General features: G+C 44.0%; 25 protein-coding genes. 20 read left to right on the top strand and 5 right to left on the bottom strand.

Annotated features, from left to right (window positions below):
* Positions 1 to 14: 14 nt before the first annotated feature.
* On the bottom strand, positions 15 to 269 hold the full coding sequence (locus FQV28_RS12670; RefSeq protein ID WP_146496865.1) for a hypothetical protein: 255 nt from the start codon (positions 267 to 269) through the stop codon (positions 15 to 17).
* On the bottom strand, positions 266 to 1423 hold the full coding sequence (locus FQV28_RS12665; protein WP_146496864.1) for a class I SAM-dependent methyltransferase: 1158 nt from the start codon (positions 1421 to 1423) through the stop codon (positions 266 to 268). Before FQV28_RS12665 ends, FQV28_RS12670 begins: the two co-directional genes overlap by 4 nt.
* A 160-nt stretch (positions 1424 to 1583) precedes the next feature.
* On the opposite strand from FQV28_RS12665, the gene FQV28_RS12660 reads away from it, so the two are divergent.
* The 5 genes from FQV28_RS12660 (at position 1584) to cydC (ending at position 8874) form a co-directional block, all read left to right on the top strand.
* A complete protein-coding gene (locus FQV28_RS12660) occupies positions 1584 to 3227 on the top strand; it encodes an AMP-binding protein (protein WP_186763869.1) in 1644 nt (547 codons plus the stop codon).
* A 207-nt stretch (positions 3228 to 3434) separates the two neighbouring features.
* The gene (wrbA, locus tag FQV28_RS12655) at positions 3435 to 4049 is read left to right on the top strand and encodes an NAD(P)H:quinone oxidoreductase type IV (protein ID WP_146496863.1); all 615 of its coding nucleotides are present in this window, start codon (positions 3435 to 3437) and stop codon (positions 4047 to 4049) included.
* Between the two features lie 79 nt (positions 4050 to 4128).
* Positions 4129 to 4863, top strand: coding sequence for a ZIP family transporter (locus tag FQV28_RS12650; RefSeq protein ID WP_146496862.1), 735 nt, complete (start codon positions 4129 to 4131; stop codon positions 4861 to 4863).
* 583 nt (positions 4864 to 5446) lie between these two features.
* Positions 5447 to 7171, top strand: coding sequence for a thiol reductant ABC exporter subunit CydD (gene cydD / locus FQV28_RS12645; protein WP_146496861.1), 1725 nt, complete (start codon positions 5447 to 5449; stop codon positions 7169 to 7171).
* Positions 7168 to 8874: a thiol reductant ABC exporter subunit CydC gene (gene cydC, locus FQV28_RS12640; protein WP_146496860.1), complete on the top strand. Its 1707-nt coding sequence runs from the start codon at positions 7168 to 7170 to the stop codon at positions 8872 to 8874. Before cydD ends, cydC begins: the two co-directional genes overlap by 4 nt.
* Before the next feature lie 38 nt (positions 8875 to 8912).
* Here cydC and FQV28_RS12635 read toward each other — a convergent pair whose 3' ends face one another.
* Positions 8913 to 9143: a hypothetical protein gene (locus tag FQV28_RS12635; protein ID WP_106533259.1), complete on the bottom strand. Its 231-nt coding sequence runs from the start codon at positions 9141 to 9143 to the stop codon at positions 8913 to 8915.
* A 200-nt stretch (positions 9144 to 9343) separates the two neighbouring features.
* On the opposite strand from FQV28_RS12635, the gene desA reads away from it, so the two are divergent.
* The 3 genes from desA to FQV28_RS12620 all read left to right on the top strand — a co-directional run bounded on the left by desA (position 9344) and on the right by FQV28_RS12620 (position 12235).
* Entirely contained in the window at positions 9344 to 10363 is a 1020-nt protein-coding gene (gene desA, locus FQV28_RS12630) for a Delta(5) desaturase DesA (RefSeq protein ID WP_146496859.1), read from the top strand.
* A gap of 139 nt (positions 10364 to 10502) precedes the next feature.
* On the top strand, positions 10503 to 11639 hold the full coding sequence (locus FQV28_RS12625; RefSeq protein ID WP_146496858.1) for a sensor histidine kinase: 1137 nt from the start codon (positions 10503 to 10505) through the stop codon (positions 11637 to 11639).
* Entirely contained in the window at positions 11636 to 12235 is a 600-nt protein-coding gene (locus FQV28_RS12620) for a response regulator transcription factor (protein ID WP_146496857.1), read from the top strand. Before FQV28_RS12625 ends, FQV28_RS12620 begins: the two co-directional genes overlap by 4 nt.
* Before the next feature lie 35 nt (positions 12236 to 12270).
* On the opposite strand, the gene FQV28_RS12615 is transcribed toward FQV28_RS12620, so the two are convergent.
* Positions 12271 to 12639 carry a DUF2188 domain-containing protein gene (locus tag FQV28_RS12615; protein ID WP_146496856.1) on the bottom strand — a complete coding sequence of 123 codons (369 nt, stop codon included), beginning with the start codon at positions 12637 to 12639 and terminating at the stop codon, positions 12271 to 12273.
* A 110-nt stretch (positions 12640 to 12749) separates the two neighbouring features.
* On the opposite strand from FQV28_RS12615, the gene putP reads away from it, so the two are divergent.
* The 3 genes from putP to hflX all read left to right on the top strand — a co-directional run bounded on the left by putP (position 12750) and on the right by hflX (position 16521).
* Positions 12750 to 14270 (top strand): sodium/proline symporter PutP, encoded by a 1521-nt coding sequence (putP, locus tag FQV28_RS12610; RefSeq protein ID WP_146496855.1) that lies wholly within the window; start codon positions 12750 to 12752, stop codon positions 14268 to 14270.
* Between the two features lie 156 nt (positions 14271 to 14426).
* The gene (locus FQV28_RS12605; protein WP_146496854.1) at positions 14427 to 15158 is read left to right on the top strand and encodes a VOC family protein; all 732 of its coding nucleotides are present in this window, start codon (positions 14427 to 14429) and stop codon (positions 15156 to 15158) included.
* Positions 15159 to 15249: 91 nt separating this feature from the next.
* Entirely contained in the window at positions 15250 to 16521 is a 1272-nt protein-coding gene (gene hflX, locus FQV28_RS12600) for a GTPase HflX (RefSeq protein ID WP_146496853.1), read from the top strand.
* Between the two features lie 244 nt (positions 16522 to 16765).
* Here hflX and FQV28_RS12595 read toward each other — a convergent pair whose 3' ends face one another.
* Positions 16766 to 18484, bottom strand: a complete 1719-nt coding sequence (locus FQV28_RS12595; RefSeq protein WP_146496852.1) for an ABC transporter ATP-binding protein — start codon at positions 18482 to 18484, stop codon at positions 16766 to 16768.
* Between the two features lie 156 nt (positions 18485 to 18640).
* Between FQV28_RS12595 and FQV28_RS12590 the strand changes: the two genes are divergently transcribed.
* The 9 genes from FQV28_RS12590 to FQV28_RS12550 all read left to right on the top strand — a co-directional run bounded on the left by FQV28_RS12590 (position 18641) and on the right by FQV28_RS12550 (position 26283).
* Positions 18641 to 19501, top strand: coding sequence for a DUF6612 family protein (locus tag FQV28_RS12590; RefSeq protein WP_146496851.1), 861 nt, complete (start codon positions 18641 to 18643; stop codon positions 19499 to 19501).
* A gap of 226 nt (positions 19502 to 19727) precedes the next feature.
* Positions 19728 to 20678, top strand: coding sequence for an ABC transporter permease (locus FQV28_RS12585; RefSeq protein WP_146496850.1), 951 nt, complete (start codon positions 19728 to 19730; stop codon positions 20676 to 20678).
* Complete coding sequence (locus FQV28_RS12580) at positions 20671 to 21621, top strand: iron chelate uptake ABC transporter family permease subunit (RefSeq protein WP_146496849.1); 951 nt, start codon at positions 20671 to 20673, stop codon at positions 21619 to 21621. The genes FQV28_RS12585 and FQV28_RS12580 overlap by 8 nt, the downstream gene beginning before the upstream one ends.
* Positions 21618 to 22379 carry an iron ABC transporter ATP-binding protein gene (locus tag FQV28_RS12575; RefSeq protein WP_146496848.1) on the top strand — a complete coding sequence of 254 codons (762 nt, stop codon included), beginning with the start codon at positions 21618 to 21620 and terminating at the stop codon, positions 22377 to 22379. The genes FQV28_RS12580 and FQV28_RS12575 overlap by 4 nt, the downstream gene beginning before the upstream one ends.
* An 18-nt stretch (positions 22380 to 22397) precedes the next feature.
* Entirely contained in the window at positions 22398 to 23342 is a 945-nt protein-coding gene (locus FQV28_RS12570) for a siderophore ABC transporter substrate-binding protein (RefSeq protein ID WP_146496847.1), read from the top strand.
* A gap of 18 nt (positions 23343 to 23360) precedes the next feature.
* On the top strand, positions 23361 to 23669 hold the full coding sequence (locus FQV28_RS12565; protein WP_146496846.1) for an antibiotic biosynthesis monooxygenase family protein: 309 nt from the start codon (positions 23361 to 23363) through the stop codon (positions 23667 to 23669).
* Between the two features lie 82 nt (positions 23670 to 23751).
* The gene (locus FQV28_RS12560; protein ID WP_146496845.1) at positions 23752 to 24819 is read left to right on the top strand and encodes an ABC transporter permease; all 1068 of its coding nucleotides are present in this window, start codon (positions 23752 to 23754) and stop codon (positions 24817 to 24819) included.
* A gap of 3 nt (positions 24820 to 24822) precedes the next feature.
* The gene (locus tag FQV28_RS12555) at positions 24823 to 25506 is read left to right on the top strand and encodes an ABC transporter ATP-binding protein (protein WP_146496844.1); all 684 of its coding nucleotides are present in this window, start codon (positions 24823 to 24825) and stop codon (positions 25504 to 25506) included.
* Positions 25507 to 25638: 132 nt separating this feature from the next.
* Positions 25639 to 26283, top strand: a complete 645-nt coding sequence (locus tag FQV28_RS12550) for a phosphatase PAP2 family protein (RefSeq protein ID WP_255472933.1) — start codon at positions 25639 to 25641, stop codon at positions 26281 to 26283.
* Positions 26284 to 26291: the final 8 nt, after the last annotated feature.

The raw sequence follows: 26291 nt of genomic DNA, 5'->3' as shown, positions 1-26291 counted from the left end.
AATTTTGCGGGCTCTTACAATTCCAGAGCGAAAAAAGATAGGACCAGCGCCAAGAGGACGGCAAAGTTTATGACTATCGCCTTGCGTCTGTCAACAGGTTCTTCTAATGAAGGAAGGCGCGCGGCAAGTTTCGATAAGCCGGCTATCAACGCAACAATCAGCAAAATCACCAACACTACATGCATATTGTAAATGCGGACATCAATAAACCGGACAAAGATAACTGAGAATGCCAGAATGACGCCGTTTAGCAGCTTCTGTTTCGTCATAGCAAGTGCTGCAATTCGTTTTCTAAAAAAGGCTCAGCGGACAAAAGTTGCGTGAACGCTTTATAGCGCTCGAGTTGTCCAGATGCTGGTTTTTTGCCGGTCTTATACGCCCGGATCAGAATGTTTTTTGGTGTGTTTTCCAAGTCGATAAATTCCATCAGCTGCGTTTCGTAGCCGACAAGCGACAAGATTTCAGCACGAATGGAGTCGGTCGCAAGGGCACTGAGGCGCTCTTTGATCAATCCATGCTGAAGCATGGGCCCGAGTTCAGGTGCACCTATCTGGCTGTTCAATTCATGCTGGCAGCAAGGGACACTCAAAATTACGCTGGCGTTCCACTTTACTGCCCGGGAAAGGGCCATGTCTGTTGCGGTATCGCAGGCATGAAGTGTCACTACCATATCGACTGCTGATTCTTCATTGTATTCATTGATGTCGCCGACCAAAAATTCCAATTGCTCATATTGAAGATCGTCAGCGATTTTTTGGCACTCTTCTATTACTTCTTTTTTCAGATCGAGGCCGGTCACACGCAAGTCCAAACCTTTTTCAATTCTCAAGTAGTGATACAGGGCGAACGTTAAGTAAGATTTGCCCGAACCGAAATCGAGGATTCGCACTGTCCGGTCTTTTGGTAAATGTTCAAGCGCATCATCAATAAATTCAATAAAGCGATTTATTTGGCGGAATTTATCATATTTTTGCTTTTTCACTTTGCCGTCTGAGCTTTGAACGCCGAGGCGTACTAGAAATGGGTAAGGCACTCCATCTTCAAGCAAATATTGCTTTTTACGGTTGTGCGAAAGCTCTGCGGTTTTCGCTGCAGTTCCTTCGGCTTTCCAGGACACTTTGAATTTCTTGGAGATCTGGATTTGCACTTTTTCTTCCGTAAATTGAAATAGAGCTTGGCGAAAATCATCAAAAATGGCTTCCAACTTCGCAGCCGCTTCATCCACGGACAAGTTTTCGTGCTTTAATATATGTTCATGTTGGTATTCAAATTGAATATGATATTCGTTTCTTATAATGACGGGTTTAAGTTTTATGCGCTTAATATCGTTTGATTTTAATCGGGGCTGGCTGATGGTTGCGGAAACAAGTTCGCGGCCATTTAAGCGTTCGGCAAGTTGAGTGTGCATCGTTTGTAGTTCCATTGCAAATCCTTTCCTTTGACCAGAGTAGCCTTATTTTATCACGATTATGAACAAAAGCGCGAATAAGCAGCACAGACGGAACCAGCTTTCTTGCCGCTGTATTCTAAATTTTATGATAATATGGAAGGGATATTAAAAGTGACGAGATGGGGGTATGGTGATGGCAATTTTGCAAAAGACGGTAGGACAAATCGTGCGCGAACAAGCAGCAAAGCATCCGGAAACGGAGGCGTATGTCTATCCGGAGCACGGCATCCGCAAAACGTATAAAGAGTTCGATGAAGAAACGGATCGATTGGCAAAAGCCTTTATCGGCATGGGTATCGAAAAAGGGGAACATGTCGCAATTTGGTCAGACAACAAGCGCGAGTGGCTATTGAGCCAATTTGCAACGGGCAAAATGGGCGCGGTGCTTGTGACGGTAAACACGAATTACCAAGCGAGCGAACTGGAATACTTGCTGAATCAATCAGACGCGACCACATTAATACTTGGAGAAGAATTCAAGGGAACCAACTATATAGACATTCTTAACCAAGTCTGTCCAGAGCTGAAAACAGCAGAAAAAGGGTCTATCGAAAGCGGCAAATTGCCTCATTTTAAACGGGTGATCCTCATGGGGGAAAATAAGTATCCAGGAATATTTACGTGGAGTGAAATGGAAGCGTTTGCAGACAGCGTAACAGACGATCGACTCGAAGAACGTTTCAGCTCAATGGATTCAGATGATGTCATCAACATCCAATACACTTCCGGTACGACTGGATTCCCAAAAGGGGTGATGTTGACGCATGTGAACGTTGTCAATAACGGCAAATTGGTCGGTGACACGATGAATTTAACGGAGCACGATCGCTTGTGCATTCCTGTGCCATTTTTTCATTGCTTCGGCTGTGTGCTCGGAACGATGGCGGCAGTCACGCATTCGACAACAATGGTCATCGCGGAGCAGTTTGAAGCGAAGCGCGTCCTGCAGATGGTGGAAGACGAGAAATGTACGGGGCTTCACGGTGTTCCGACGATGTTTATCGCAGAACTGAACCATCCGGATTTTTCGTCGTTTGACACTTCGACACTCCGGACAGGCATCATGGCAGGTTCACCGTGCCCGATTGAAGTAATGAAAAAAGTCATCAATGATATGGGCGCATCGGAAATCACCATCGCTTATGGGCAAACAGAATCCTCTCCGGTCATCACGCAAACGCGCTCGGATGATGCAATTGGAAAGCGCGTAGCAACGGTCGGCAAACCGCATGCCGAAGTGGAAGTGAAAATTGTTGATCCGGCAACCAATGAAACAGTGCCAGTAGGAGTGCCAGGCGAACTTTGTACGCGCGGCTATCACATCATGAAAGGGTACTATAAAAACGACGAGGCGACTAAGAATGCTATTGATGAAGAAGGCTGGCTCCATACGGGTGATATTGCGGTTGAAGACGAAGATGGCTATATTGCCATCACCGGCAGGATCAAGGACATGGTCATCCGCGGCGGTGAAAATATATACCCGCGTGAAATCGAAGAATTTTTGTATAGCCATCCAGCCATCCAGGATGTGCAAGTAGTGGGAGTGCCGGATCCAAAGTATGGAGAAGAATTGATGGCTTGGATTATTTTGAAAGAAGGGCAAGGTATGGATGAGGACGAACTGCGTGCCTATTGCACCGGCAAAATCTCGCGCCATAAAATTCCACGCTATATCGAGTTTACAAAAGAATACCCGATGACGGCATCGGGAAAAATCCAGAAGTTCAAGTTGCGCGAACTGGCAAAAGAACGCAGCCAAAAAACAGAAGCTTGAAAATTGGACCTTTGAAAAGAAATCCATTGCTTGTTAAGGATTTCTTTTTTTTAACTTTGGAAAAGATACTAAAAGAGGTTCTCTTGAATTGGTGTTTAATGAAACGTGATAAGGGGGAAATGACTACAGTAAGAAAAATCTTTAAATCAGGATATTTAAAACTATGGCAACTGTCACGGATCTTATAGTAAAAGGGGAGAACTTACAATGGCAAATGTTAAGTTAGCAATCATTTACTACAGTTCTACAGGAACCAACTACCAAATGGCTCGTTGGGCAGAGGAAGCAGCAACTGAGGCGGGCGCTGAAGTACGAGTGGCAAAAGTAAGAGAAAATGCACCGCCGCAAGCGATTGCGGCAAATCCTGCCTGGCAGGCTCACTTTGATGCAACTCAAGATGTTCCAGAAGCGGAGGTAGCTTTGCTGGAATGGGCAGATGCCATCATTTTCAGTTTTCCGACGCGCTATGGCCACATTTCTTCTCAAGCACAGCAATTTTTTGATATTACAGGCGGTGCATGGGCGCAAGGCAAGCTAGCAAACAAAGTGGTAAGCGCCATGTCTTCTGCACAAAATCCTCATGGAGGACAAGAAGCGACCGTTTTGGCTGTTTATACGACGATGTTTCACTGGGGTGCCATTGTCGCGGCTCCGGGATATCGCGATGCGGCACTGTTCAAAGCCGGCGGAAATCCATACGGTACAAGTGTTACTGTCAATCAACAAGGTGAGATGGTGGAAGACGTAGAGGATGCCGTGAAATTACAAGCCAGACATACGATAGAAGTGGCCGGCTGGGTAAGAAACGGACAAAGCCAGTAAAGGCAATATAAATGCAAAACAGGTGGGTGCTCAATTCCTCACCTGTTTTTTGTACTTTTATTAGGAGGGGAAGACACTCATGATGTTTTGGTTAAGTTTTGTTTTTGTAATTGGATTTATTCTAATTCATCTTTTTTCTAAAAATATGACGTTTTTAAAGGACGTGCCTCGCAGCCGGTTTTTATCCATCGCTGGAGGAATCGCTGTAGCCTATGTTTTTTTGCATTTGCTTCCGGATCTAGGCAGATATCAGGAAACACTGCAAGAAGAGCTGGAAACCAGTAGTTGGAGATTCTTGGAAAGCCATATATACGTTATTGCGATGCTGGGGCTGGCACTTTTTTATGGACTAGAAAAAATGGCCAAATCCTCTAAACATAAAGAGGCGGAAGAAGAAGGTGAAAAATCGCCGGCTGGAGTTTTCTGGGTTCATATTGGTTCATTTACACTTTATAATGCAATCATCGGATATCTTCTTATTCGTGAGGAGTATGTTAGAGAATGGGGAATGGTTTTTTTCTTTGTAGCGATGGGTGTTCACTTTATCACCAATGACAGAGGGCTTCGGGCCACCCACAAAGAAGATTACGATCGATATGGAAGATGGCTGTTAACAATCGCTATTTTAGTAGGCTGGTTGATCGGAGTACTTACTGAAGTAAATGAACTGGTGATCTCTGTCCTTGTAGCAGTGCTTGCAGGAGGAGTGATATTGAATGTATTGAAAGAAGAATTGCCGGAAGAACGAGAAAGCAGTTTTACTGCTTTCTGCCTAGGCTTGTTCGGTTATTCAATACTATTGCTATTACTGTGATAAATGTTCTAATTTTCTGGCTATTTTCTTTTTAATCTGCTATAATTAAGGATAATATAGGTAGAAAGAGATGAGCCTTTAAAACTACGATTCTTTGAGGTGGCCAACTTGCTGACAAAAGAAGAACGAGTTGTTTTCGAAACTGAATTGCATAAACTGTACGGTGAATACCAAAAATGCGGAAATAGATACTTGAAGCTTCAAATTGAGAAGGACATCTCATTGATAAAATCGGTTATTTCGCCAGTCCAAAAACAAAAAGTTTAATGGACATGCAGCACTCAAACTATAGGAGCCCATGATTTTTCATGGGCTTTTTTTATTTGGCTTGTTGAGCGACGGGCTTGATATGGACTAAACGGCGAAAACTGAAAACTTATATTGTGGAATAGCATTAATTATCAAAGTTTTTGTTTTCAACTAAACTGTTTGGCTGGCATCGCTTTTCAATTGATATTGTGAACAGAATTGTAACAAACGCCCCTTGGCCTTAGGGAGAACAGGGCAACTGCGAAGGGTTTTAAAAGGGGATGCTTTATAATAAAAGCATAAGCGATAAAGCGCAATAAAAGGAGAGAACGGCATGATTGATCTGAAACAAATGGCGTTTGAGCGAAAAAATACCATGGCATTGCTCGGGACAGCTTCAGTATTGAAAGGGCTGGCCATCATCTTGCAAGCTTTGTTTTTTGTCTGGGTTGTAGACGGTGTTTTTCTCAAAGGCGATTCTTTTGAAACGGTCCTCCCATTGCTTGGCGGTTTATTTGGTGCAATTGTGCTTCGGGGTTTTTGTGGATACATTCTTGGAAGAACAGGCGTCCACCTGGCCACGGAGATTAAAAGCGAGTTGCGAAAAAGATTGATCCGTTCGTTCGCAACAAACCCGCTTCAAGCGGCGAGTCATGGCCAGTCCGGTAAAAAAGTGAGTTTGTTAATGGACGCAGTGGATGAAGTGGACGGCTTTTTCAGCAAATATATACCGCAGATGATGCAGACCTATACGATTCCTTTGATGCTCCTCGCAGTGATTTTTTATCAACATTGGGCAACTGGCCTCATCATTTTGATTACTGCGCCGTTTATCCCGGTCTTCATGGCGATTGTCGGGAAACGGACAAAAGTGAAAGCCGATGAAAAAATGGAGCAGCTTGGCCAATTCTCGGGGACTTTTTTAGATGTTCTGCAAGGATTGACCACGCTTAATCTTTATGGGCAAGCCAGCAAACAGAAACAACTCATTCAAAAAAACAGTTTGGCTTTCCGTGATGCTACGATGGGGGTATTAAAGTCGGCATTTTTATCTTCTCTCATGCTTGAGTATATTTCGATGCTGGGCATTGGAATCATTGCTCTTGAAATAGGGCTTCGGCTCGTGGTGTTTCAAAATATCACGTTCTTTACTGCTTTTTTCATGATGCTCCTCGCACCGGACTTTTTCAATATGCTAAAAGATTTCGGGGGTGCATTCCATACAGCGAGAGGCAGCATGGCAGCGGCCAAATTGTTATCGGCAGAATTTTCAAAAGAAGAACACAAGACCGAATGGGGGCAAGAAGTTTTGTCCTCTGGACCGCCTCATATCCAGCTTGATGAATTGGCATTCCAATATGGTGATGGTTTTGCTTTGCATCCGGTGCAAGCAGAAATTCCGCCCTTTAGCCGGGTTGCAATCATCGGCAAAAGCGGTTCAGGAAAAACGACGCTTATGCATTTGATTGCAGGGTTGTTGCCGCCAAGCGAAGGAACGGTAAAAATCAATGGGGTTCCGCGTGAAGAGATTAGCGAAAAAGCTTGGTTCGACCAGTTGAGTTATATTTCTCAAAATCCTTACCTGTTTGCCGGAACCATCAAAGAGAACATCACAATCGGCGCAACAGCAGAAGTGACGCACGAAGAAGTGGTGAAGGCAGCGGAAAAAGCGGGTATTGCTGAAATGGTGGCATCGCTTAAAAAAGGGTTTGATACAGAAATTGGCGAAGCGGGACGCGGATTGTCCGGTGGAGAAAAACAACGGATTGCCCTGGCGCGTGCCTTTTTGAAAAAGCCTTCTATTATCTTGTTTGACGAACCGACCACGGGGCTTGATTTGCAGACCGAACAGATTTTGCAGGATTCCATGGAAGATCTCGCCAAAACTTCTACGGTTATTACGATTGCTCATCGGCTTCATACAATCAGCCAGTCGGATCTTATCTTTTTCCTTTCAGACGGCCGGCTATCAGCTGTCGGCGGCCATATGGAATTGATAGAAAATTATAGCCCGTATCGTGAAATGGTTGCTGTACAGCAAGGAGGAGTTGCTGAATGAAGGAACTCAAGAGTATTTTCAAATTGACGATTATGGAGAAAAAAGACGTTGCGCTTGCAGTTTTATTTGGTTTTATAGCGGGCATTGCCGGAGTGGCTCTTCTTGCTTCAAGCGGTTACTTGGTTTCAAAAGCGGCTTTGACTTCGCAAATGACAACTTTGGTTGTGATGGCAGCGTGTTTAAAATTATTTGGCTTTGTTTCAGCGCTCAGCCGCTATGCGGAACGCTTGTATTCACATAGGGCAACATTCACGATGCTGAGCAACTTGCGGGTGTCGTTTTTTGAAAGATTGTCTCCGCTCGCCCCGAATCTATTCCAACGCTACAGAAGCGGTGATTTGCTGGCCCGCATTGTTGGGGATGTAGAAAGCTTGCAAAACTTTTTGCTGCGCGTATTCTATCCGCCGGTTGTTTTGGCGATTGTGTTTTTAAGCACCATTTTCTTTGCTTCTTTCTTTTCAGCGACGGTTGCTCTTGTACTGTTCATCGGCTTTTTACTGACGGTGGTGGTAGTGCCGGCTTTGTTCGCGTGGCAAAAACGCAAAACCGTTTCAAGAACAAGAGCGAGCCGTGCGGCTTTATCGACGGAAGCTACTGAATTTCTATACGGATTTCGCGATTTGAAAATCTATCAACAGCTGGAAGAAAAAGAAGGACAATTGCAGCGGCTGGTTGATGCCTATGCTGTAGAGCAACGGAACGAAGGGCAGAGGGAAAATTACAGCCAGTCTGCCAATGCTTTTGTGGCGATGCTCGTGTCGTTGGTGGTCCTTGGATTAGGTGCTTATTTTGTAGCGGTGGGTGAACTGGAAGGCTTGTATTTGGCTATGCTTGTTATGTTGTCACTGGCGGTATTCGAAAATGTGACGCCGATGGCTGTATTTCCAGCTTACTATGAAGAAAGCCGAAAAGCAGCGAGCCGTTTGGATAAAGTGGTGGAAGAACCTGTGCAAAATGAAGGGGAAAAAGGCCTTCAACCTGGGCACATAGGGATTACATTAAAAGATGTCTCGTATACGTATCCGCAAGAAGAACGGCCGGCGTTGAACAATGTATCGCTCAACTTGCCGCCTGGATCGAAAACAGCGATTGTGGGACCCAGCGGATCCGGGAAATCGACGCTGCTGCAAGTCCTCCTGCATATCCTGCAGACTGATAGCGGTTCGGTTCTTGTGAACGGGGAAGATATAAATCACTTTGATCAAGAAAAACTGTGGAGCCGAACCAATGTCGTGCTGCAAGAAAACCACTTCTTTTTCGGGACCATCCGAAGCAATCTGGCCATCGCAAGCGAAGAAGCGACGGATGAACAAATGAAAAGCGTGCTTGAAAAAGTAGAGCTTGACGCATTTCCTCTGTCGATGAAAGTGGAGGAAAAAGGGCAAAACTTGTCTGGAGGCGAAAAGCAGCGGCTGGCCATTGCGCGTGCCATGCTGAAAGGTGAGGCATTATGGTTGCTCGATGAACCGGTTTCTTCTATAGACAGCATGACTGCGAAGAGCATTTACAGCCGCCTTTTTGAACAAGGAAAAGAAGATACGTTTGTAGTCATTAGCCATGATTTATCCGGCCTTGAACAGTTGGATCAAATTATCGTCATGGAACAAGGGCGAATTGTAGAGATGGGTTCGTATAAGAACCTTATGGAACGCCGAGGTTATTTCTACGGACTGAAAAAAATTGAAAAAAGCGTTTTTGCATAAACAAAAATCACGAACTGCATTGCAGTTCCGTGATTTTTTTATTTTAGGAGAAAATCGTTTCCTTTTCTGGCGTCTTCGAGTTTCATCTGCTCTAGTTCAAGCCGCATTTTTTGGGTTTCAATGACAAAGTTGTCGTGCTTTAGCTTCTCAAGTTCCAGTTCTTTTTCAATCATTTTGTTTTTCAATTTTGCTTGTGTCTGAAGATGCGAGGTGATGATGCCAGCGAGCGGGATCGAAAAAATCATTATGACGGCTATCAGTCCGGTCATGCCGTTCACTCCTCTTTTGAATTTTCTGACTCCTTACAGTATACACCAATTCAGCAAAATAAAAAGCGGGGAAAAGGAGAAAAGATATGACAAGTGTCATGTCTAAACTAGACGTTTATGTCTTTTTTGCAGATGCTTTTCTCTTTATGATAAGGATAATAAGTTATCCGAGCCGACAAGCTCGTATAAGGAGGAAGAACATGAGCAGAGAAAAAACAGCACAATTACGCAAGTTTGTTGCCCCTTTCGAAAAAGCCGATGTAAAAGCAAGTGTCCGACAAATAATTAACACTATTCCACCATTTATCCTTTTCTGGGTTCTAGCGTATTTAGCGTTAGATGTATCCATCTGGTTGACAATCGCTAGCTCGATCGTAGCAGCAGGGTTTGTGGTCCGGACATTCATCATTTTCCACGATTGCACGCATGGTTCATTCTTTAAAAACAAAAAAGCCAATGCTGTTGTAGGGACGATTACAGGGATTTTGACGCTTTTCGCTTATGAAAAATGGAAACGTGAGCATTCGATTCACCATGCTTCAAGTGGAAATTTAGATAAGCGCGGAGTTGGCGATATTTGGGTCATGACAATTGACGAATATGTACAAGCGTCAAAATGGGAACGTTTCAAATACCGCATGTACCGCAATCCGCTTGTCATGTTCGGTTTAGGGCCTTTGTTCTTGGTCTTGATTTCAAGCCGCTTTAACCGCAAAGACGCACGTAAAAAAGAGCGCAACAACACGTATTTGATCAATGTTTCATTGGTTGTTCTTTACTCTCTCATTATTTGGGCAATCGGCTGGCAGGCATTTTTGATCGTACAAGGTACGACGATGTTTACAGCTGGAGCTTTAGGGATCTGGTTGTTCTACATCCAGCATACATTTGAAGATTCGTATTTTGAAGACGAAAGCGAATGGGATTATGTAAAAGCTGCTGTAGAAGGAAGCTCTTATTACCAGTTGCCAAAAGTGTTGCAATGGGTAACTGGAAACATCGGTTTCCACCATGTGCATCACTTGAGCCCAAGAGTTCCGAACTACAACTTGGAGAAAGCGCACGAATCGACTCCGCCGCTTCAGCAAGCTACAACAATCAACCTTAAAACAAGCTTGAAGTCATTGCGCTACAAAGTCTATGACGAGAAAAACAAAACATTTGTTACGTTTGGAGACATCAAGCATTTATTGAACGGTTCCCGAACAGCAGCAGATTGATAGAAAGAAAAACCATTCAGCGATGAATGGTTTTTCTTATTGTTTTGCCTGTTATCGGGCCGTTCAGTGAAGAGCGGCCATTTCCGCTTTTCATCAACATTTGATATGATGTTAGTAACAGAAAGGCGAGGAGGAGCTTATGCAGAGCTGGTATCAAATTTTTCCGAAAAATTCATGGCTTAGCCTTTATGCCTGGATAGCTTTTTGTATTTTGCCGTTCTTCTTTATTTTCAGGTCATCTTCACTTGCAGAAATTGCAGTAGGCATTTTGTTATTGCTGTTGTTTTTCTTGGCGTATCGTTTATCGTTCAATTCTAGAACCGGCATGGTCTATGTCTGGATAAGCGTAGAAATAGCTATTAATATTGCTATGACTTTCTTGTTCGGTTATGTTTATTTGTCCTTATTTTTAGCGTTTTTCATCGGGAATATTCGCCATAAGGTTGGTTTTTTTATCGTTTACGGGATTCATATTGGCACGACGATCATTGCGATCATTTTGGGGCTTATCGAACACCAAGAATTGTATACGACCCAGTTTCCATTCATGCTCCTCACGGTTATCGGTGTCATCTTATTGCCTTTCAATACGTATAACCGCAACAAACGTGAAAAACTGGAAGGCCAGCTTGAAGATGCAAACAAGCGAATTTCGCAGTTGGTGATCATCGAAGAAAGAGAACGGATTGCGAGGGATTTACATGATACACTTGGGCAAAAACTTTCTTTGATCGGTCTCAAAAGCGACCTAGCCAGAAAACTGGTCAACCGTAATCCCCAAGCGGCTATAGATGAAATCAACGATGTGCGGCAGACGGCACGTACTGCACTGAAAGAGGTTCGTGAACTGGTTTCAAATATGCGGGGGACCAGATTGGAAGATGAACTGCTCCGCATCCAGCAAATTCTTAAGGCAGCGGATATTGACTTTGTGCTATATGGAAATGCCCAGTTGACCAATACACCTTTACTGGTGGAAAATGTTTTAAGCATGTGCTTAAAAGAAGCAGTGACTAACGTAGTCAAGCATAGCCAAGCCTCACGCTGCAGCGTGCTGATCAAGCAAAAACCCGAAGAAGTATTGGTCCAGGTGCAGGATGATGGAATAGGGCTTTCTGAAGGAAGCAGTTTGACTCAAGGCAATGGCCTGGCGGGGATGCGTGAGCGACTGGAATTTGTCAACGGCACATTGGAAATCAAAACGATGGAAGGCACGATTTTAAACATTCGAGTTCCGAATGTTATTCTCTATAATTCAAAGGAGAAGTTGGTATGATACGAATTGTCTTAGCGGAAGACCAGCGGATGCTGCTTGGTGCATTAGGGTCGCTATTGGATTTAGAAGAAGATATGGAAGTTGTCGGCAAAGCTTCGAACGGAGAAGAAGCGATTGCGCTTGTTGAAAAACTTCAGCCGGATATTTGCATCATGGACATTGAAATGCCGTTAAAAAGCGGACTTGATGCGGCGGAAATTCTGAAAGACCATTCTTGTAGAACGATCATTTTAACGACTTTTGCGCGTTCCGGTTATTTTGAACGAGCGCGAAAAGCAGGAGTTAGCGGTTATTTGCTGAAGGATAGCCCGAGCGAAGATTTAGCGACTTCCATCCGTTCCATCATGGCTGGACGGCGCGTTTACGCCCCGGAACTTGTAGATTTGGCATATGGCGATGAAAACCCATTGACGGATCGCGAGCAGGAAGTATTAAAGCTTGTAGCTGATGGGAAAAATACAAAAGAAATTGCAAGTGAGCTGTTCATTACGACAGGGACAGTCCGGAACTACATTTCCACAATTTTAGACAAACTGGAAGTTGGCAATCGCATTGAAGCGATTTCACGATTTAAAGAAAAAGGCTGGTTCAAGTAAAATCCCGTTGCTAAAGAGCAACGGGATTTTGCTTTTTAATTTTCTTTGTATAGCGTGTCTTCTAGGGAACCATCTTCTGTGTAGATGTGCAGCTCCCCATTGTTCTTATTGACGTAGCGTTTTGCTTCACCCATCAGTTCCGCTTTTGTTTCTTCAATCAAAATGGCTTTTTTGCTGTCTTTTTTCTTGAGCTGCCAGCCTTCGTCATGGGGCCGGATTTCATAGACAGGCTGTTCTTCTTCCCCATGGACGCTTTTGCGTGCACGATCCAGGGCAATCGGAATTGCGCGTCCTTCTTCATATCCATCGCGAAGAAGCGCATTGGCAATTTCAATTGCTTTGCTGCGTACATCGGCATTCAAATTTTTAAATGAGTCCGGATAATTTTCGTTGCTCCACGGCACAATGATCGCCTCCTTGGTCTTCCTTTCCCCCTTAGTCTGAAAAATAAAACAAAAAAAATATAGACAAGGTTAAAGAACCTGTTACACTAAAAATCTGAGGGGGAGTAAAGATGTCAGATTCAATTTATCAAATTATAGCTCTTGTCATTTATATGGCAGCTATGCTGTTTATCGGATGGTATTCATTTAGAAAAACAGCTAATTTAACAGATTATATGCTTGGTGGAAGAGGGCTTGGTCCTGCAGTTGGTGCATTGAGTGCCGGAGCAGCTGACATGTCCGGATGGCTATTGATGGGATTGCCTGGTGCCATTTATGTAAGTGGCCTGGTCGAAGCTTGGATTGCAATTGGTTTAACAATCGGAGCTTACTTGAATTGGTTCTTCGTGGCACCGCGCTTGCGTGTCTACTCATTTATCACGAAAGACTCGATTACCATTCCTAGCTTTTTGGAAAACCGTTTGAAAGACAATTCGCGCTTGTTGCGTGTGGTATCCGGAATTATTATTTTAGTATTCTTCACATTTTATGTTTCTTCAGGGATGGTCGCTGGAGGTGTGTTTTTTGAAAGCTCATTCGGCCTCGATTACCATCTTGGTTTAGTTATCGTATCGGCTGTTGTAGTGGCTTATACACTTTTTGGCGGATTCCTGGCTGTAAGTTATACAGATTTTGTTCAAGGACTTATGATGTTCTTGGCGCTGATTGCTGTTCCTATTATCGGGATTGTGGCTACAGGCGGCTTTAGTGAAACCGCTACGAGCATTCGCGAAGTCGATCCAGCGTTATTAAATTTCACAACAGGGGCTTCTCTTGTTGGAGTAATTTCGGCAGTGGCTTGGGGTCTTGGTTATTTTGGCCAGCCACATATTATCGTCCGCTTTATGGCGATTAAAACGTTAAAAGAAGTGCGCCAAGCTCGTCGCATCGGAATTGGTTGGATGATTTTAAGTCTTTTTGGTGCGATTGCGACCGCTTTAGTTGGCTTAGCCTACTTCCAGCAAAATCCAGGGGCAACCTTGGGAGATCCTGAAGGCGTCTTTATCGTACTGGGACAAATCTTCTTCCATCCGTTGATTGCCGGATTCATGCTGGCGGCTGTATTGGCAGCAGTCATGAGTACTATTTCATCTCAGTTGATTGTTACATCTTCTGCGCTAGTTGAAGATTTGTACAAAATTGCTTTTAAAAAAGTTTCTACGGACAGACAGTATGTAACGCTTGGCCGTTTGGCTGTATTGGTCATTTCATTGATTGCCGCTTTCCTTGCATGGGAACAAAATGCGACCATCTTGGACTTGGTAGCTTATGCTTGGGCCGGTTTCGGTGCTGCGTTTGGTCCGCTTATCTTATTGGCTCTATTCTGGAGAAAGTTGACGACTTGGGGCGCTTTAGCGGGCATGGTTGTTGGTGCCGCTACAGTTATCATCTGGGACTCAATAGGCACAGCAGCTGAAGATCCTGGCGCTACCGCAGCCACTAACTTTATCGGCAGTGTTTATGAAATCATTCCAGGTTTCCTTCTTTGCCTGATTGTTACACTTGTTGTAAGTATGATCACATACAAGCCAAACAAGGAAATCGCGGCAGAGTTTGACGAAACGGAACGCTTAATCAAAGAAAGAGCATAAATAGTAAACAAAGGCATTAAAAGCGACTTCTATGTTGCTTTTAATGCCTTTTTTGTGTGAAGCCATATAAGCTCTCCGAAACAGAGGAAATGCAAGGAATCTCTGAAGATGTAACGTATAATTGAAAGCGATAAGCGGACAAAGGAGTGAGAGGCCATGTATTTGGATCATATCGTGCATTTTATTGATGGAACCCCACAGGAAGCTACAGATTATTGGAACCGGCTTGGTTTTGCTGCAGTACTTGGCGGACAACATCTGAAGTGGGGCACCCATAACGCCCTTTTCTACGTCAAAGACTGTTACATAGAATGGCTAGCTATAGAAAATCATGAAATTGCAAACCGGGCGAATCATCCACTGACCGAACTGCTCCTTCACGATAGGGAAGGGTTTGGTACGGTTTGTCTTCGCACAACTGAAATTGAACAATTAGACAAACGATTACAGAAACAAGGATTTGAAACTTCTGGAGTCTTAGACGCGGAGCGGCGGACAAATGCAGGCAAGCTGATCCGATGGAAAATGCTGTTTATCAAAGAAGCGATTTCAAATCAATTGCCATCTCCGTTTTTCATTCAATGGCAAGAGCCTGACGAGATCCGCTTAGAAAACTTGCGGGAAAGCGGAGCATTACAGCCGGAAAATGAAACACTGGAAATCGAAGAATGCGTTTTTAGTGTATACGATGTCGCTGCAAGCACTGAAAAATGGACGAAGCTGCTCGGGGGAGTTTTAGAATTGAATAATTGCCGCTTTAAATTCAGGCTTGCCAATGATGGGAAGGAGCGTTTGGAAAAGGTGATATTCAAAGCGTCTTCTCAGGAAGTGACTTTCGCCGAAGGGGTTTATTGGCTGCCGGAGAAAGGGAATAACAAAGGTAACTAAATGCGACCTTTATTCAGCTGTATACTATAGAAGAAACTGGAATAGTCTGTTCGTTTCGGGAAGTTTCCGAATGAAAAAAGGAGGATTATAAATGGATATACTGATAGAAAAAGCGATACTTGTTGGCATTCAACTTCAAAAGGACATCCATTTTGATTATGAAATGGAAGAGTTGCGCAACTTAGCGGAAGCTTGTGAAGTGGAGGTAGTCGGGGAAATTACTCAGAATCTGGAGCGGGTGAATCCCTCCCATTACGTGGGAACAGGAAAAGTCGATGAAATTAAAGCGTTATATGAAGAATCGGAAGCGAACTTGGTTATTTTCAATGATGAACTTGGCCCTTCGCAAATTCGCAATTTAGAAGAAGAGCTTGAATGCAAAGTAATCGACCGTACGTTGTTGATTTTGGACATTTTCTCACGCCGCGCCAAAACGCGTGAAGCCCAAGTGCAAGTGGAATTGGCGCAGCTTCAATACATGCTGCCGCGTTTGGTCGGGCTTCGTGCATCACTTAGCCGCCAAGGGGGAAGCAGCGGCGGCGGTTATCAAAACCGTGGTGCCGGTGAAACAAAACTGGAACTTGATAGACGGAAAATTGAAGATCAAATTTCGAAGCTTCGCAAGGAATTGGAGCAGATCAAAGACCAGCGTGTTACCCAGCGGAAACAGCGCACTAAAAAAGGAACGCCGGTCGTATCGCTTGTCGGTTATACGAACTCAGGAAAATCCACTATTATGAACGAACTGCTTACAAAAACAGGACAGCATGAAGAAAAGCAAGTGTTTGAAAAAGATATGCTTTTTGCAACACTCGACACATCTGTACGCCAAATCCGCCTAGAGGACAACAAGTCGTTCCTGCTTGCAGATACAGTCGGATTCGTCAGCAAACTGCCCCATCATTTGGTCAATGCCTTTCGTTCAACATTAGAAGAAGCACGCAATGCAGATTTGCTGTTGCACGTCGTGGATGTATCAAACGAGGAATACCGCCACATGATGGATGTCACCAATTCGACGTTGCATGATGTCGGCGTAGAGGATATCCCGACTCTCTTTGTATACAATAAAGCGGATTTAGCTGGAATCCCGTACCCTAAAGTGGGAGGGGATGCTTTGTGGATCGCTGCCAAGGAAGATCAGGGCTTGGATGAACTGCTAGAAGTGATTAAACAGCGAATTTTCTCTGATCATGTTACGTGCCGAATGATCTTGCCATTTGAACGCGGCGACATTGTCGCTTATTTGAATGAGTATGCAACCATTGAAGAAACCGAGTATGAAGAAAACGGCACACTTCTGAAAGTGGAATTGAGCCAAGCGGATTATGACCGTTTCGAAGAATTTGTCATTGGAAAATAAAAAGAGCGTCCCTCCATTTGGAGAGGACGCTCTTTTGCTTATACCGCTGCATTGTTTCGGTGAAGAAGAACGTCCCTACTGGTAGGAGGAACATTCTTAGTTCCTGTCTCTGCATCGCTGCGCTGCTTCGGTGCAGATGAACTATTGCTCCTGCAGTGCTGTGCACTTCGGTGCAGATGAACTATTCCTCCTGCAGTGCTGCGCACTTCGTCGCAGATGAATCATGCCCCTGAGGGGGCATGATTCATTGCTGAAACTGGATGCGGTGGAGGTTAGCGAAGATGCCGTTGTGTTCAAGCAGTTCGCTATAGCCGCCTTGTTCAGCGATGCCGTCTTCGGTTACGACGATTACACGGTCGGCATCCCGAATAGTGGCCAAACGGTGGGCGATGATGAGCGTCGTGCGGTTTTCAGCAAGTTCGGACAAGGCTTCTTGGATGATCCGCTCTGTTTCTGTGTCGAGTGCTGAAGTTGCTTCATCAAGAATCAAAATCGGCGGATTCTTTAAGAACATGCGAGCGATGGCTAAACGCTGTTTTTGCCCACCGGATAGTTTCAAGCCGCGTTCGCCGATTTGTGTTTCGTAACCTTCGGGAAGCTTGGACACGAAGTCTTCCAAATGGGCTTTTTTAGCAGCGGCCAAAATTTCTTCATTTGTGGCATTTTGTTTGCCATAGGCGATGTTTTCCCGAATTGTTCCTGTAAACAAAAAGACGTCTTGTTGCACAATCCCGATATGGGAGCGAAGCGATTTTGTTGTCATATCCCGGATATCGATGCCGTCAATCGTAATGGCGCCTTTTTGAATATCATAAAAACGCGGTATCAAGGAACAAATAGTAGTCTTGCCGGCTCCGGAAGGGCCGACGAACGCAATTGTTTCTCCGGCTTTTAGGGTTAAATCAATGCCTTTCAATACCGTTTTGTGATCGTCATAACCGAAATGGACGTTATCAAAACGGATGTTTCCTTTTAATCCATTAACCGCAACCGCATCTTCGCGATCGAAAATTTCCGGTTCTTGGTTGATCAGTTCGCGGAAGCGGCCAAATCCGGCCATGCCTTTCGGGTACAACTCCAAAAGCGCACTGATTTTATCAATCGGTTTGATCAAAACGTTCAAAAACAAGACAAAGCTCACAAGTTCACCATAAGTCAAGCTCCCTTGGTAGTTCAGCCAAGCTCCGTACACCAGAACAATAAGCGTCAGCAGCCGTGTCATCATGTAAATGCTGGAATGGGTAGCAGACATGACTTTATAAGCGACAAGTTTTGCTGTGCGGAATCGGTCATTATCTTTTTTGAAGCGGTTGATTTCGAATTCTTCGTTTGTGAAAGACTGCACGACACGTGCTCCTGAGACACTGTCTTCCACGCGCCCGTTAACATCGGCAATTTTGCCATACATGCTGCTCCAGGCGTGGTTCATCTTGATGTTGCAGTACGTAATCAGCCAGACAAGGAATGGAATGACGATCAATGTGACGAGCGCAAGTTTCGGATTGATCCAGAACATAATACCGAAAGCGCCAAAGAAAGTCATGATGGCGATGAAAAAATCTTCTGGCCCGTGATGGGCAAGTTCGCCGATATCAAACAAGTCATTCGTCACCCGGCTCATAATGTGACCAGTTTTTGTGTTATCAAAAAAGCGGAAAGACTGGCGCTGTACGTGAGTGAACAATTCTTCCCGCATATCGGTTTCAATATTGATGCCAAGTTTATGCCCCAAATAATTGACGATATACTGCAGGAACGTGCTCAGTAAAAACACAGCAAGCAACAACACGCTGACTGTCACGATAGAATTCCACTCGCCGCTCGGCAATAGCGAATCTATGAACCATTGAACGGCCAGGGGAAAAGCGAGTTCCAAGATCGCTACGACAATAGCGCTTGAAAAGTCAATAATAAACAAGCGTTTATGCGGCTTGTAATACGCGAAAAACTGCTTTAATTTCAAAAGGACCACCTCTTAAGTTTTTTGCCATAATCCAAAGTATAATGCAAAACTGGTTAATTCACTAATATAAATTCGTGAATCGAAATGTTTTTATGTAACTAAATAGAAGTCGTACACGTACTAACCCATAAGGCAAACCATGAAAGGAAGATCAATTTGAAAAAATGGATCACATTCATTAGTGGGGCGGCACTGGCTTTAAGTGTATCAGCCTGCAGTCAGGCGGAACAGCCGGAATCGGGCAGTGAAGGAAGTACGGGTGAAACTAGCAAATTGATGCCGGAAGAAGTGTACGCAAACACAGTGGAAGCGGCTGGAAATTTGGAGAGCCTGCACGCCGATATCTTAACGAACCAACATATGAAGATGCAGCCGGACGGCATGGAGATAGATGTTACGATTGAAGCAAGAATGGATTTGACCAGAATGCCAGAAGCTTTCCACCACCAATCGGAAACTTCCATTGTGTCTGACGATATTCAAAATGAAACCCCTGTCTCTATGGAGATGTATTACACTGCAGAAGGTTTGTACATGTATGAAGTCTCGTTGGATATGTGGTTGAAATTGCAAGATGAAGCCGTTGGAGATTTTAAACTGCTTGCCGATCAGCAAAGTGCAGATCCCGCTCACCAATTGAAAAACTTGGAGGCTTTTGCTGAAGAGTTTACTCTGGAAGAAGATGGCGATGACTATGTACTGATATTGGAAGCTTCCGGAGAAGAATTCTATCCACTAATGGTCGAACAGCTGGAAAAATCATTTGGCCAAATGGAAATTGGAACACCTATGGATAGCGAAGACATGGAAATCCGTTCTATTCGTTATGAATACCGTCTCGATAGAAGATCTTTTCAAGTGAAAAAATTAAAAATGGATGCGGATCTCGATGTGAAAATTGCTCAAGATACGATGTCGGTTCAGTCCAATGTGGAAGCCGCGTACAGTAAATATGATGAAATCAGCGAAATCGTTTTGCCGGATGAAGTCATCGAACAAGCACAAGAGTTAGAATGAGAACCGATAAAAAGAGAGTGCCGGGAGCACTCTCTTTTTTATGGGTTTTTAGCTTTTTCTTTGGCGAATTTGAACAAAATAAGACATTCTCAACTAAATGAAAATAATTCTCATCAAAATATTGACTCTCTTTCTCAACCTGCTATACTAAAACTTGTGTACCAGTGATAATGATTATCACTGTCGTAAAAATTCGAAACATATTCTAACAAGGATGAGGACAGTAATGAAAAAACGTTATTTAATACCACCATTGATCATACTGTCGTTCGTCTCTCTATTTGTCGGAGTCAGCAGCATCAGTATTACCGATTTGCTAGATTTTCAATCTGAAGAAACACAAATTTTCCTGATTAGCCGAGTGCCAAGGCTGGTGGCCATTTTGCTTGCGGGAGCCGGCATGAGCATGGCGGGCCTCATTATGCAGCAGTTGAGCCGCAACAAGTTTGTGTCTCCAACAACTGCCGGAACACTCGACGCCACCCGGCTTGGGATTCTCGTATCGATGTTGATGTTTGCGAATGCCTCAATGCTTGAGAAAATGACGCTGGCGTTTGGCTTTGCGCTTGCTGGCACGTTCCTCTTTATGCAAATTCTCAACCGCATCAAATTCAAAGATGCCATTTTCATTCCGCTTGTCGGGATGATGTTCGGAAATATCTTGTCTTCAATTACCACCTTTTTTGCATACCGCGCGGACGTTATCCAAAACATGTCTGCATGGATGCAAGGCGACTTTTCGATGGTCATGAAAGGGAGCTACGAACTGCTTTACATCAGTTTGCCAGTCTTTATCATCGCTTATCTTTACGCCAACCGTTTTACAGTCGCAGGGATGGGGGAGGATTTCTCCAAAAATCTCGGGTTGAAGTACCGGAGCGTCGTCAACATTGGGTTGATACTTGTCTCGCTGATTACCGCAACCGTCGTTTTGACAGTAGGGGTCATTCCATTTATAGGTTTGATCATCCCGAATATCATTTCAATTTTCAAAGGCGACCATCTGCAGAAGACATTGCCGCATACAGCAATGCTCGGAGCGATTTTCTTATTGCTTTGCGATATTTTAGGAAGAGTTCTTATTTATCCATATGAAATCTCCATCAGCTTAATGGTCGGAGTCATTGGAAGCTTTATTTTCCTCTTCTTGTTGTTTAGGAGGAAAGCATATGCGTGATTTACATAAACTGGCGATTCTCGTCGGTTTAGCACTGCTAGCGTGCGGGGTTTACCTGTTTCAAGATTTGAATGGCAGTTTTGATTATGCCCTGCCAAGGCGCGGAGTTAAAGTATTTGCGATGGTGCTGACCGGGGTTGCGATTGCGTATGCTACGGTCGTGTTCCAGACAATTACCCATAACCGAATTTTAACACCAAGCATCATGGGCCTTGATTCGCTTTATATGCTGCTTCAAACTTTGCTGATTTTCTTTCTTGGCTCTAGTCATGTAACGCTTATCAACAAACAGGTGAATTTCATTTTATCTATAATAGTCATGGTCGTATTCGCTTTGTTGTTTTATCAGCTGCTTTTTAAAAAAGGAAATCAGCCGATTTACTTTTTGCTGTTGATAGGCATCATTTGCGGCACCTTTTTCTCAAGCATATCAACATTCCTGCAAGTGCTGATCGATCCGAACGAGTTTCAGATCGTTCAGGACCGGATGTTTGCCAGCTTCAACAATGTCAATGCCGATCTGGTTTGGACTTCGCTTGCAATCATCAGTGTGCTCATCATTTTTGCTTGGCGGCATAACAATTCGCTGGATGTCTTGTCGCTGGGACGCGATACATCGATCAACCTCGGCATCAATTATGATGGCCTTGTCAGAAACATGCTTGTGCTGTCAGCGGTGCTGATTGCGATTGCCACGGCGCTTGTCGGCCCGATTACGTTTTTCGGTTTGATCGTCGCCAACTTGTCCTATCAATTCTTCAACTCCTATAAGCATTCAACAATTATTTTTGGGTCCATTATCATCAGTGTAATTGCACTTGTCGGCGGTCAATGGGTGGTGGAGCGAATCTTCACCTTTAACACGACGTTGAGCGTTATCGTCAACTTCATCGGTGGGATTTACTTTATCTATCTACTATTAAAGGAGAGTCGGTCTAAATGATACAAGTTCGTGAATTGACAAAGCTTTACGGCAAAAAACAAGTCGTGGAAAACGTCTCGGTTAATATTCAGCAAGGTCAGATTACCTCATTTATCGGACCGAACGGAGCGGGGAAATCGACGCTTCTTTCCATGGTTAGCCGTTTGCTTGATGCAGATACTGGGGAAGTTCTGATCGATCAAACCAACTCCAAAAAGATGAAATCGAATGATTTTTCCAAACGCGTATCGATTTTAAAGCAATCGAATTACATGAATGTGCGTTTGACCATTCGTGAACTTGTCTCTTTTGGCCGTTTTCCTTATTCTAAAGGCCGGCTCAACGGTGAAGATGAAAAAATGGTCGACCAAGCCATTGAATACATGGATTTAAAAGACATGGAGCATTCTTACTTGAATGAACTTTCCGGCGGGCAGCGCCAACGGGCGTTTATCGCCATGGTCATCGCACAAGACACGGACTATGTGCTGCTTGATGAGCCGTTGAACAACCTGGATATGAAACATTCGGTTCAAATCATGAAAATTTTGCGCCGATTAGTGGACGACCTAGGAAAAACCGTAGTGATTGTACTTCATGACATTAACTTTGCTTCTGTTTATTCTGACCGCATTGTCGCTATGAAAAATGGCCGCGTGATCAAGGATGGGACAACTGCAGAAATTATTCAATCCGAGGCATTAAAAGAAATTTATGATATGGATATACCCATTCAACAAATGGATAATTGCCGAATTTGCGTTTACTTTAATTCATAATAAGAGGAGATGGAATAGATGAAGAAATTATTGCTTTTAGCTTTCACATTAATGCTGGTTGCTTTCTTGGCCGCATGCGGATCCAGTGAAGCGGGGGAAACAAGTGCTGCTGAAGGGACTACTGAAAAAATGACGGTAACACATGAGCTTGGTGAAACGGAAATTTCGAAAAAACCTAAAAAAGTCGTGGTATTTGATTACGGCGTTTTGGATTCATTAGACAAGTTAGGCGTTGAAGTTGCAGGAGTACCGCAAGAATCAGTGCCTTCTTATCTAGAAAAATATGCAGATGAAACGAAATACGAAAACGTTGGAACATTAAAGGAAGCGGACTTTGAAGCGATCAACGCGATGGAGCCGGATTTGATCATCATCTCTGGGCGCCAAGCGGAAATGTACGAAGAGTTTGCCAGCATTGCACCAACAATCCATATGGCGGTTGATACAAACAACTACATGGACTCTTTCACTGAAAACATGACCCTTCTTGGCGAAATCTTCGAAAAAGAAGATCAAGTAAAAGAAGAATTGGCAGCAATCAACACAGAAATTGAAGGCGTAAAAGAATCGGTAAGCGCTTCTGATGAAAAGGCTTTGATTTTGTTGGCTAACGAAGGAAAAATTAGCGCATACGGACCAGCATCGCGTTTCGGTATTATCCATGACGTGTTCGGTGTTCCAGCTGCGGATGAAGGCATTGAAGTTTCAACTCACGGCCAAAGCATCACATTTGAATATATTTTAGATGTAAACCCGGATATCATTTTTGTAGTTGACCGCAATGCTGTAGTTGGCACAGATGCCAGCGCTAAAGATTCTTTAGAAAATGAATTGGTGAAAAAAACAAATGCTTATAAAAATGGCAAAATCATTTACTTGGATCCGGATTACTGGTACCTGTCAGGCGGCGGACTTCAATCGGTCAGCGCAATGGTGAAAGAAATCCAATCAGCATTCGAGTAAAACAGGAGGCTACTACACATGTTTGTTCAAATGAAAAAGATTGTCGTAAAAGAAGGGTTTTCTGAACCTGTTCTAGCCAAGTTTTCCGGTGAAGGAAAACTGGAGAAACAGCCTGGTTTTATCGACTTGGCGGTTTTAAAGAAAAACGTCAGACGCGGCGATGAAGAAGTTGTCGTCTACATCCGGTGGGAATCGGAAGAAGCATGGAAAAATTGGGAAAAGAACCCTGAGCATATAGCAGGGCATAAAGCGAATCTTGGAAAACCGAAACCGGATCACGTCCTTGAATCATCTCAAACCACCTATCATGTTCATGCAGTAAAATGAGGAAAAGGCGAACCACTGGCGGTTCGCCTTTTTCTTGTTTATATAGAAGAAATCGAAGAAGGGCGAAAGGAGGAGTGAGCCGATGTTTTTAGCGTGGAATGAAATCAAAAAGAATAAGCTGCGGTTTGTTTTGATAATCGGTGTATTGATGCTGGTATCTTATCTGGTCTTTTTCTTGTCTGGCTTAGCGAACGGATTGGCCAGCTTAAATAGGGAAGCGGTGGATAAATGGGATGCTTCGGCCATTGTCTTGACGGAAGAGTCCGATAAAAGTTTGCTGCAATCTACGATGACCATTGACGAACTGGATGGCATAGAAGCGGAAGAGAAGGCGGTGCTTGGGCAAATCAACGCCATTGCCCAGACGGGTGATAAAAAAGCAAATGTATCAATTTTTGGTATTGAAAAAGATGGCTTTATCATGCCGAACGTTATAGAGGGGGAAGAATTTTCAGCTGGCAACGAAGTGGTAGCGGCTGATTCTTTAAAAGACGACGGTTTTAAGTTAGGGGATAAATTGACCTTGTCTTCTACCGATGAAAGTTTAACCATTGTCGGTTTTACAGATGAAGCCCGGTTTAATGCAGCGCCTGTTCTGTATGGAGAGCTGGAGACTTTTCAGCGCGTGAAGTTTGGCGAAGCAGCAGAAGCGAACAGTGATCAAATCAACGGCATTGTTGTACGCGCAACGGGTCTTTCGAACATTGTCAGTGATGATGAACTAGAGGTGATCGAATCTGAGGCATTCATTGAAAACTTGCCTGGCTATACGGAACAAAGCCTGACATTAAACTTCATGATTTACTTTTTGTTTATCATTTCGTCCGTAATCGTCGCGATTTTCTTGTATGTATTGACCGTTCAGAAAATCAGCATGTTCGGGGTCATGAAAGCACAAGGGATTCCGAGCGGTTATTTGGCCCGTTCTGTCATTGCCCAAACATTTATGCTGGCAGCGGCTGGTGTGATTGTCGGGTTCATCTTGACGTTAATATCCGGAGCTTTCCTGCCAAGTGCGGTGCCGGTGGCATTCGATATCCTGACAATGATTTTCTATGGAGTTATTTTGATAGGGGTGGCTATTCTGGGTGCAGTCTTCTCGGTGCTGACGATTGTGAAAATTGACCCGTTAAAAGCGATTGGAGGCTAAATGATGGCGATTCTGGAAATGAACCAAGTGACAAAAACATACGGCTCGGGACATAAAAAAGTAGAGGCTTTGAAAGAAACTGATTTTCAAGCGGATAAAGGGGAATTGATTGCGGTCATTGGGCCTTCCGGTTCGGGGAAAAGCACTTTTTTAACCATTGCAGGTGGCTTGTTGTCACCGACAAGCGGTGAAATTTTAGTCAACAAGCAAGACTTAAGCCGTTTAAATGAAAAGCAGCGTTCTAAAATCCGTCTGAAAGAAATTGGTTTTATCTTGCAGGCTTCAAATTTAGTGCCATTCCTGACAATGGAAAACCAATTGAATTTACTGGATAAAGTCAAAAAGGGCAACATGACTAAAGAAGAGAGGGAGCAACTTTACATAGACTTAGGCATCAGCGATCTCCGCAGCAAATACCCGGCTGATTTATCCGGCGGGGAACGGCAAAGGGTCGCTATCGCAAAAGCTATCTATAGCAATCCTTCCATTATCTTGGCAGATGAACCGACGGCTTCGCTGGATTCAGACCGGGCATACGAAGTGATGGAATTGCTGAAAAGTGAAACTAAGAACAAAAATACGACGACGATTGTAGTGACGCACGATACCCGGCTAATCCGTTATTGTGACAAAGTATACCGTATGACTGATGGTGTGTTAGTATCGGACGGACAACCAGCAACATGAATGATAGTGCTCTTCCTTTCGTGCCAAGCACAAGGAGGAGCTTTTTCATGGAAACGAACTATCCCAGCTGCTTATTCTTCAAATTATTTCAAAATTTAAGTTATAATAAATTCACAACTGATGCGAAAGAGGGTGAGGAACATCAAGAATTTTTTCTACCCGCTTGGGATGGCGACATTGATCGGTTTTTTCGCCATTCTTATTACTTTTCCGAGTGTGCAGTTTCGGAAAATAGATATAGCCGCGTTTGAGTTTTTGGGAGGAAACGCTTTTGTAGACAGTTTGTCGCTGCTTGGAGAACAATGGGTGATCATGACAGTCAGCGTTGCTTTGATTGTGTACCTTTGGGTTCATCGGAAAAATTATCGGGGCATGTTGTTTGTTTTTTTAGCTGCGGGAGTGGGGAATATATTGAATCAATTGTTAAAGCGCATTTATGATCGAGAACGCCCTGATTTCCCCCATGGCTTGGAAAGTTTCAGTTTTCCTTCGGGACATGCGATGGTCGGGTTGTTGTATCTTTTCACAGCCGCTTATTTCATTACGGAACATCTTGGTTCAAAGCTGGCAAAGTGGCTGGTCTGGACAGCAGCTGCCGCACTTGCTTGCGGAATTGGGCTGTCCCGTATAGCAGGAGGCGAACATTATTTTTCGGATGTCTTGGCTGGGTGGTGTGCGGGCTATTCTTGGTTTGTCGCAGTTGCCGTTTGGTATGAAATGCGCGAACGGTTCTACAGAGAGCATCTGCAAAAACAAGCAAAAAGGACGACCGGGTAAAACGGAGC

Origin of the sequence: Planomicrobium sp. CPCC 101079, from assembly GCF_007859275.1 — a bacterium.
Lineage (GTDB): Bacteria > Bacillota > Bacilli > Bacillales_A > Planococcaceae > Planococcus.
Note: the sequence above shows the minus strand (reverse complement) of the source record. Positions and strands in the feature narration are given on the sequence as shown.

Coding starts and splice junctions, on each gene's coding strand:
- FQV28_RS12555 (WP_146496844.1), top strand. CDS start 24,823: ATGGCGATTCTGGAAATGAACCAAGTGACAAAAACATACGGCTCGGGA.
- FQV28_RS12565 (WP_146496846.1), top strand. CDS start 23,361: ATGTTTGTTCAAATGAAAAAGATTGTCGTAAAAGAAGGGTTTTCTGAA.
- wrbA (WP_146496863.1), top strand. CDS start 3,435: ATGGCAAATGTTAAGTTAGCAATCATTTACTACAGTTCTACAGGAACC.
- FQV28_RS12580 (WP_146496849.1), top strand. CDS start 20,671: ATGCGTGATTTACATAAACTGGCGATTCTCGTCGGTTTAGCACTGCTA.
- FQV28_RS12650 (WP_146496862.1), top strand. CDS start 4,129: ATGATGTTTTGGTTAAGTTTTGTTTTTGTAATTGGATTTATTCTAATT.
- FQV28_RS12660 (WP_186763869.1), top strand. CDS start 1,584: ATGGCAATTTTGCAAAAGACGGTAGGACAAATCGTGCGCGAACAAGCA.
- FQV28_RS12605 (WP_146496854.1), top strand. CDS start 14,427: ATGTATTTGGATCATATCGTGCATTTTATTGATGGAACCCCACAGGAA.
- FQV28_RS12635 (WP_106533259.1), bottom strand. CDS start 9,143: ATGACCGGACTGATAGCCGTCATAATGATTTTTTCGATCCCGCTCGCT.
- FQV28_RS12670 (WP_146496865.1), bottom strand. CDS start 269: ATGACGAAACAGAAGCTGCTAAACGGCGTCATTCTGGCATTCTCAGTT.
- putP (WP_146496855.1), top strand. CDS start 12,750: ATGTCAGATTCAATTTATCAAATTATAGCTCTTGTCATTTATATGGCA.
- FQV28_RS12560 (WP_146496845.1), top strand. CDS start 23,752: ATGTTTTTAGCGTGGAATGAAATCAAAAAGAATAAGCTGCGGTTTGTT.
- desA (WP_146496859.1), top strand. CDS start 9,344: ATGAGCAGAGAAAAAACAGCACAATTACGCAAGTTTGTTGCCCCTTTC.
- hflX (WP_146496853.1), top strand. CDS start 15,250: ATGGATATACTGATAGAAAAAGCGATACTTGTTGGCATTCAACTTCAA.
- cydD (WP_146496861.1), top strand. CDS start 5,447: ATGATTGATCTGAAACAAATGGCGTTTGAGCGAAAAAATACCATGGCA.
- FQV28_RS12585 (WP_146496850.1), top strand. CDS start 19,728: ATGAAAAAACGTTATTTAATACCACCATTGATCATACTGTCGTTCGTC.
- FQV28_RS12570 (WP_146496847.1), top strand. CDS start 22,398: ATGAAGAAATTATTGCTTTTAGCTTTCACATTAATGCTGGTTGCTTTC.
- cydC (WP_146496860.1), top strand. CDS start 7,168: ATGAAGGAACTCAAGAGTATTTTCAAATTGACGATTATGGAGAAAAAA.
- FQV28_RS12665 (WP_146496864.1), bottom strand. CDS start 1,423: ATGGAACTACAAACGATGCACACTCAACTTGCCGAACGCTTAAATGGC.
- FQV28_RS12620 (WP_146496857.1), top strand. CDS start 11,636: ATGATACGAATTGTCTTAGCGGAAGACCAGCGGATGCTGCTTGGTGCA.
- FQV28_RS12575 (WP_146496848.1), top strand. CDS start 21,618: ATGATACAAGTTCGTGAATTGACAAAGCTTTACGGCAAAAAACAAGTC.
- FQV28_RS12625 (WP_146496858.1), top strand. CDS start 10,503: ATGCAGAGCTGGTATCAAATTTTTCCGAAAAATTCATGGCTTAGCCTT.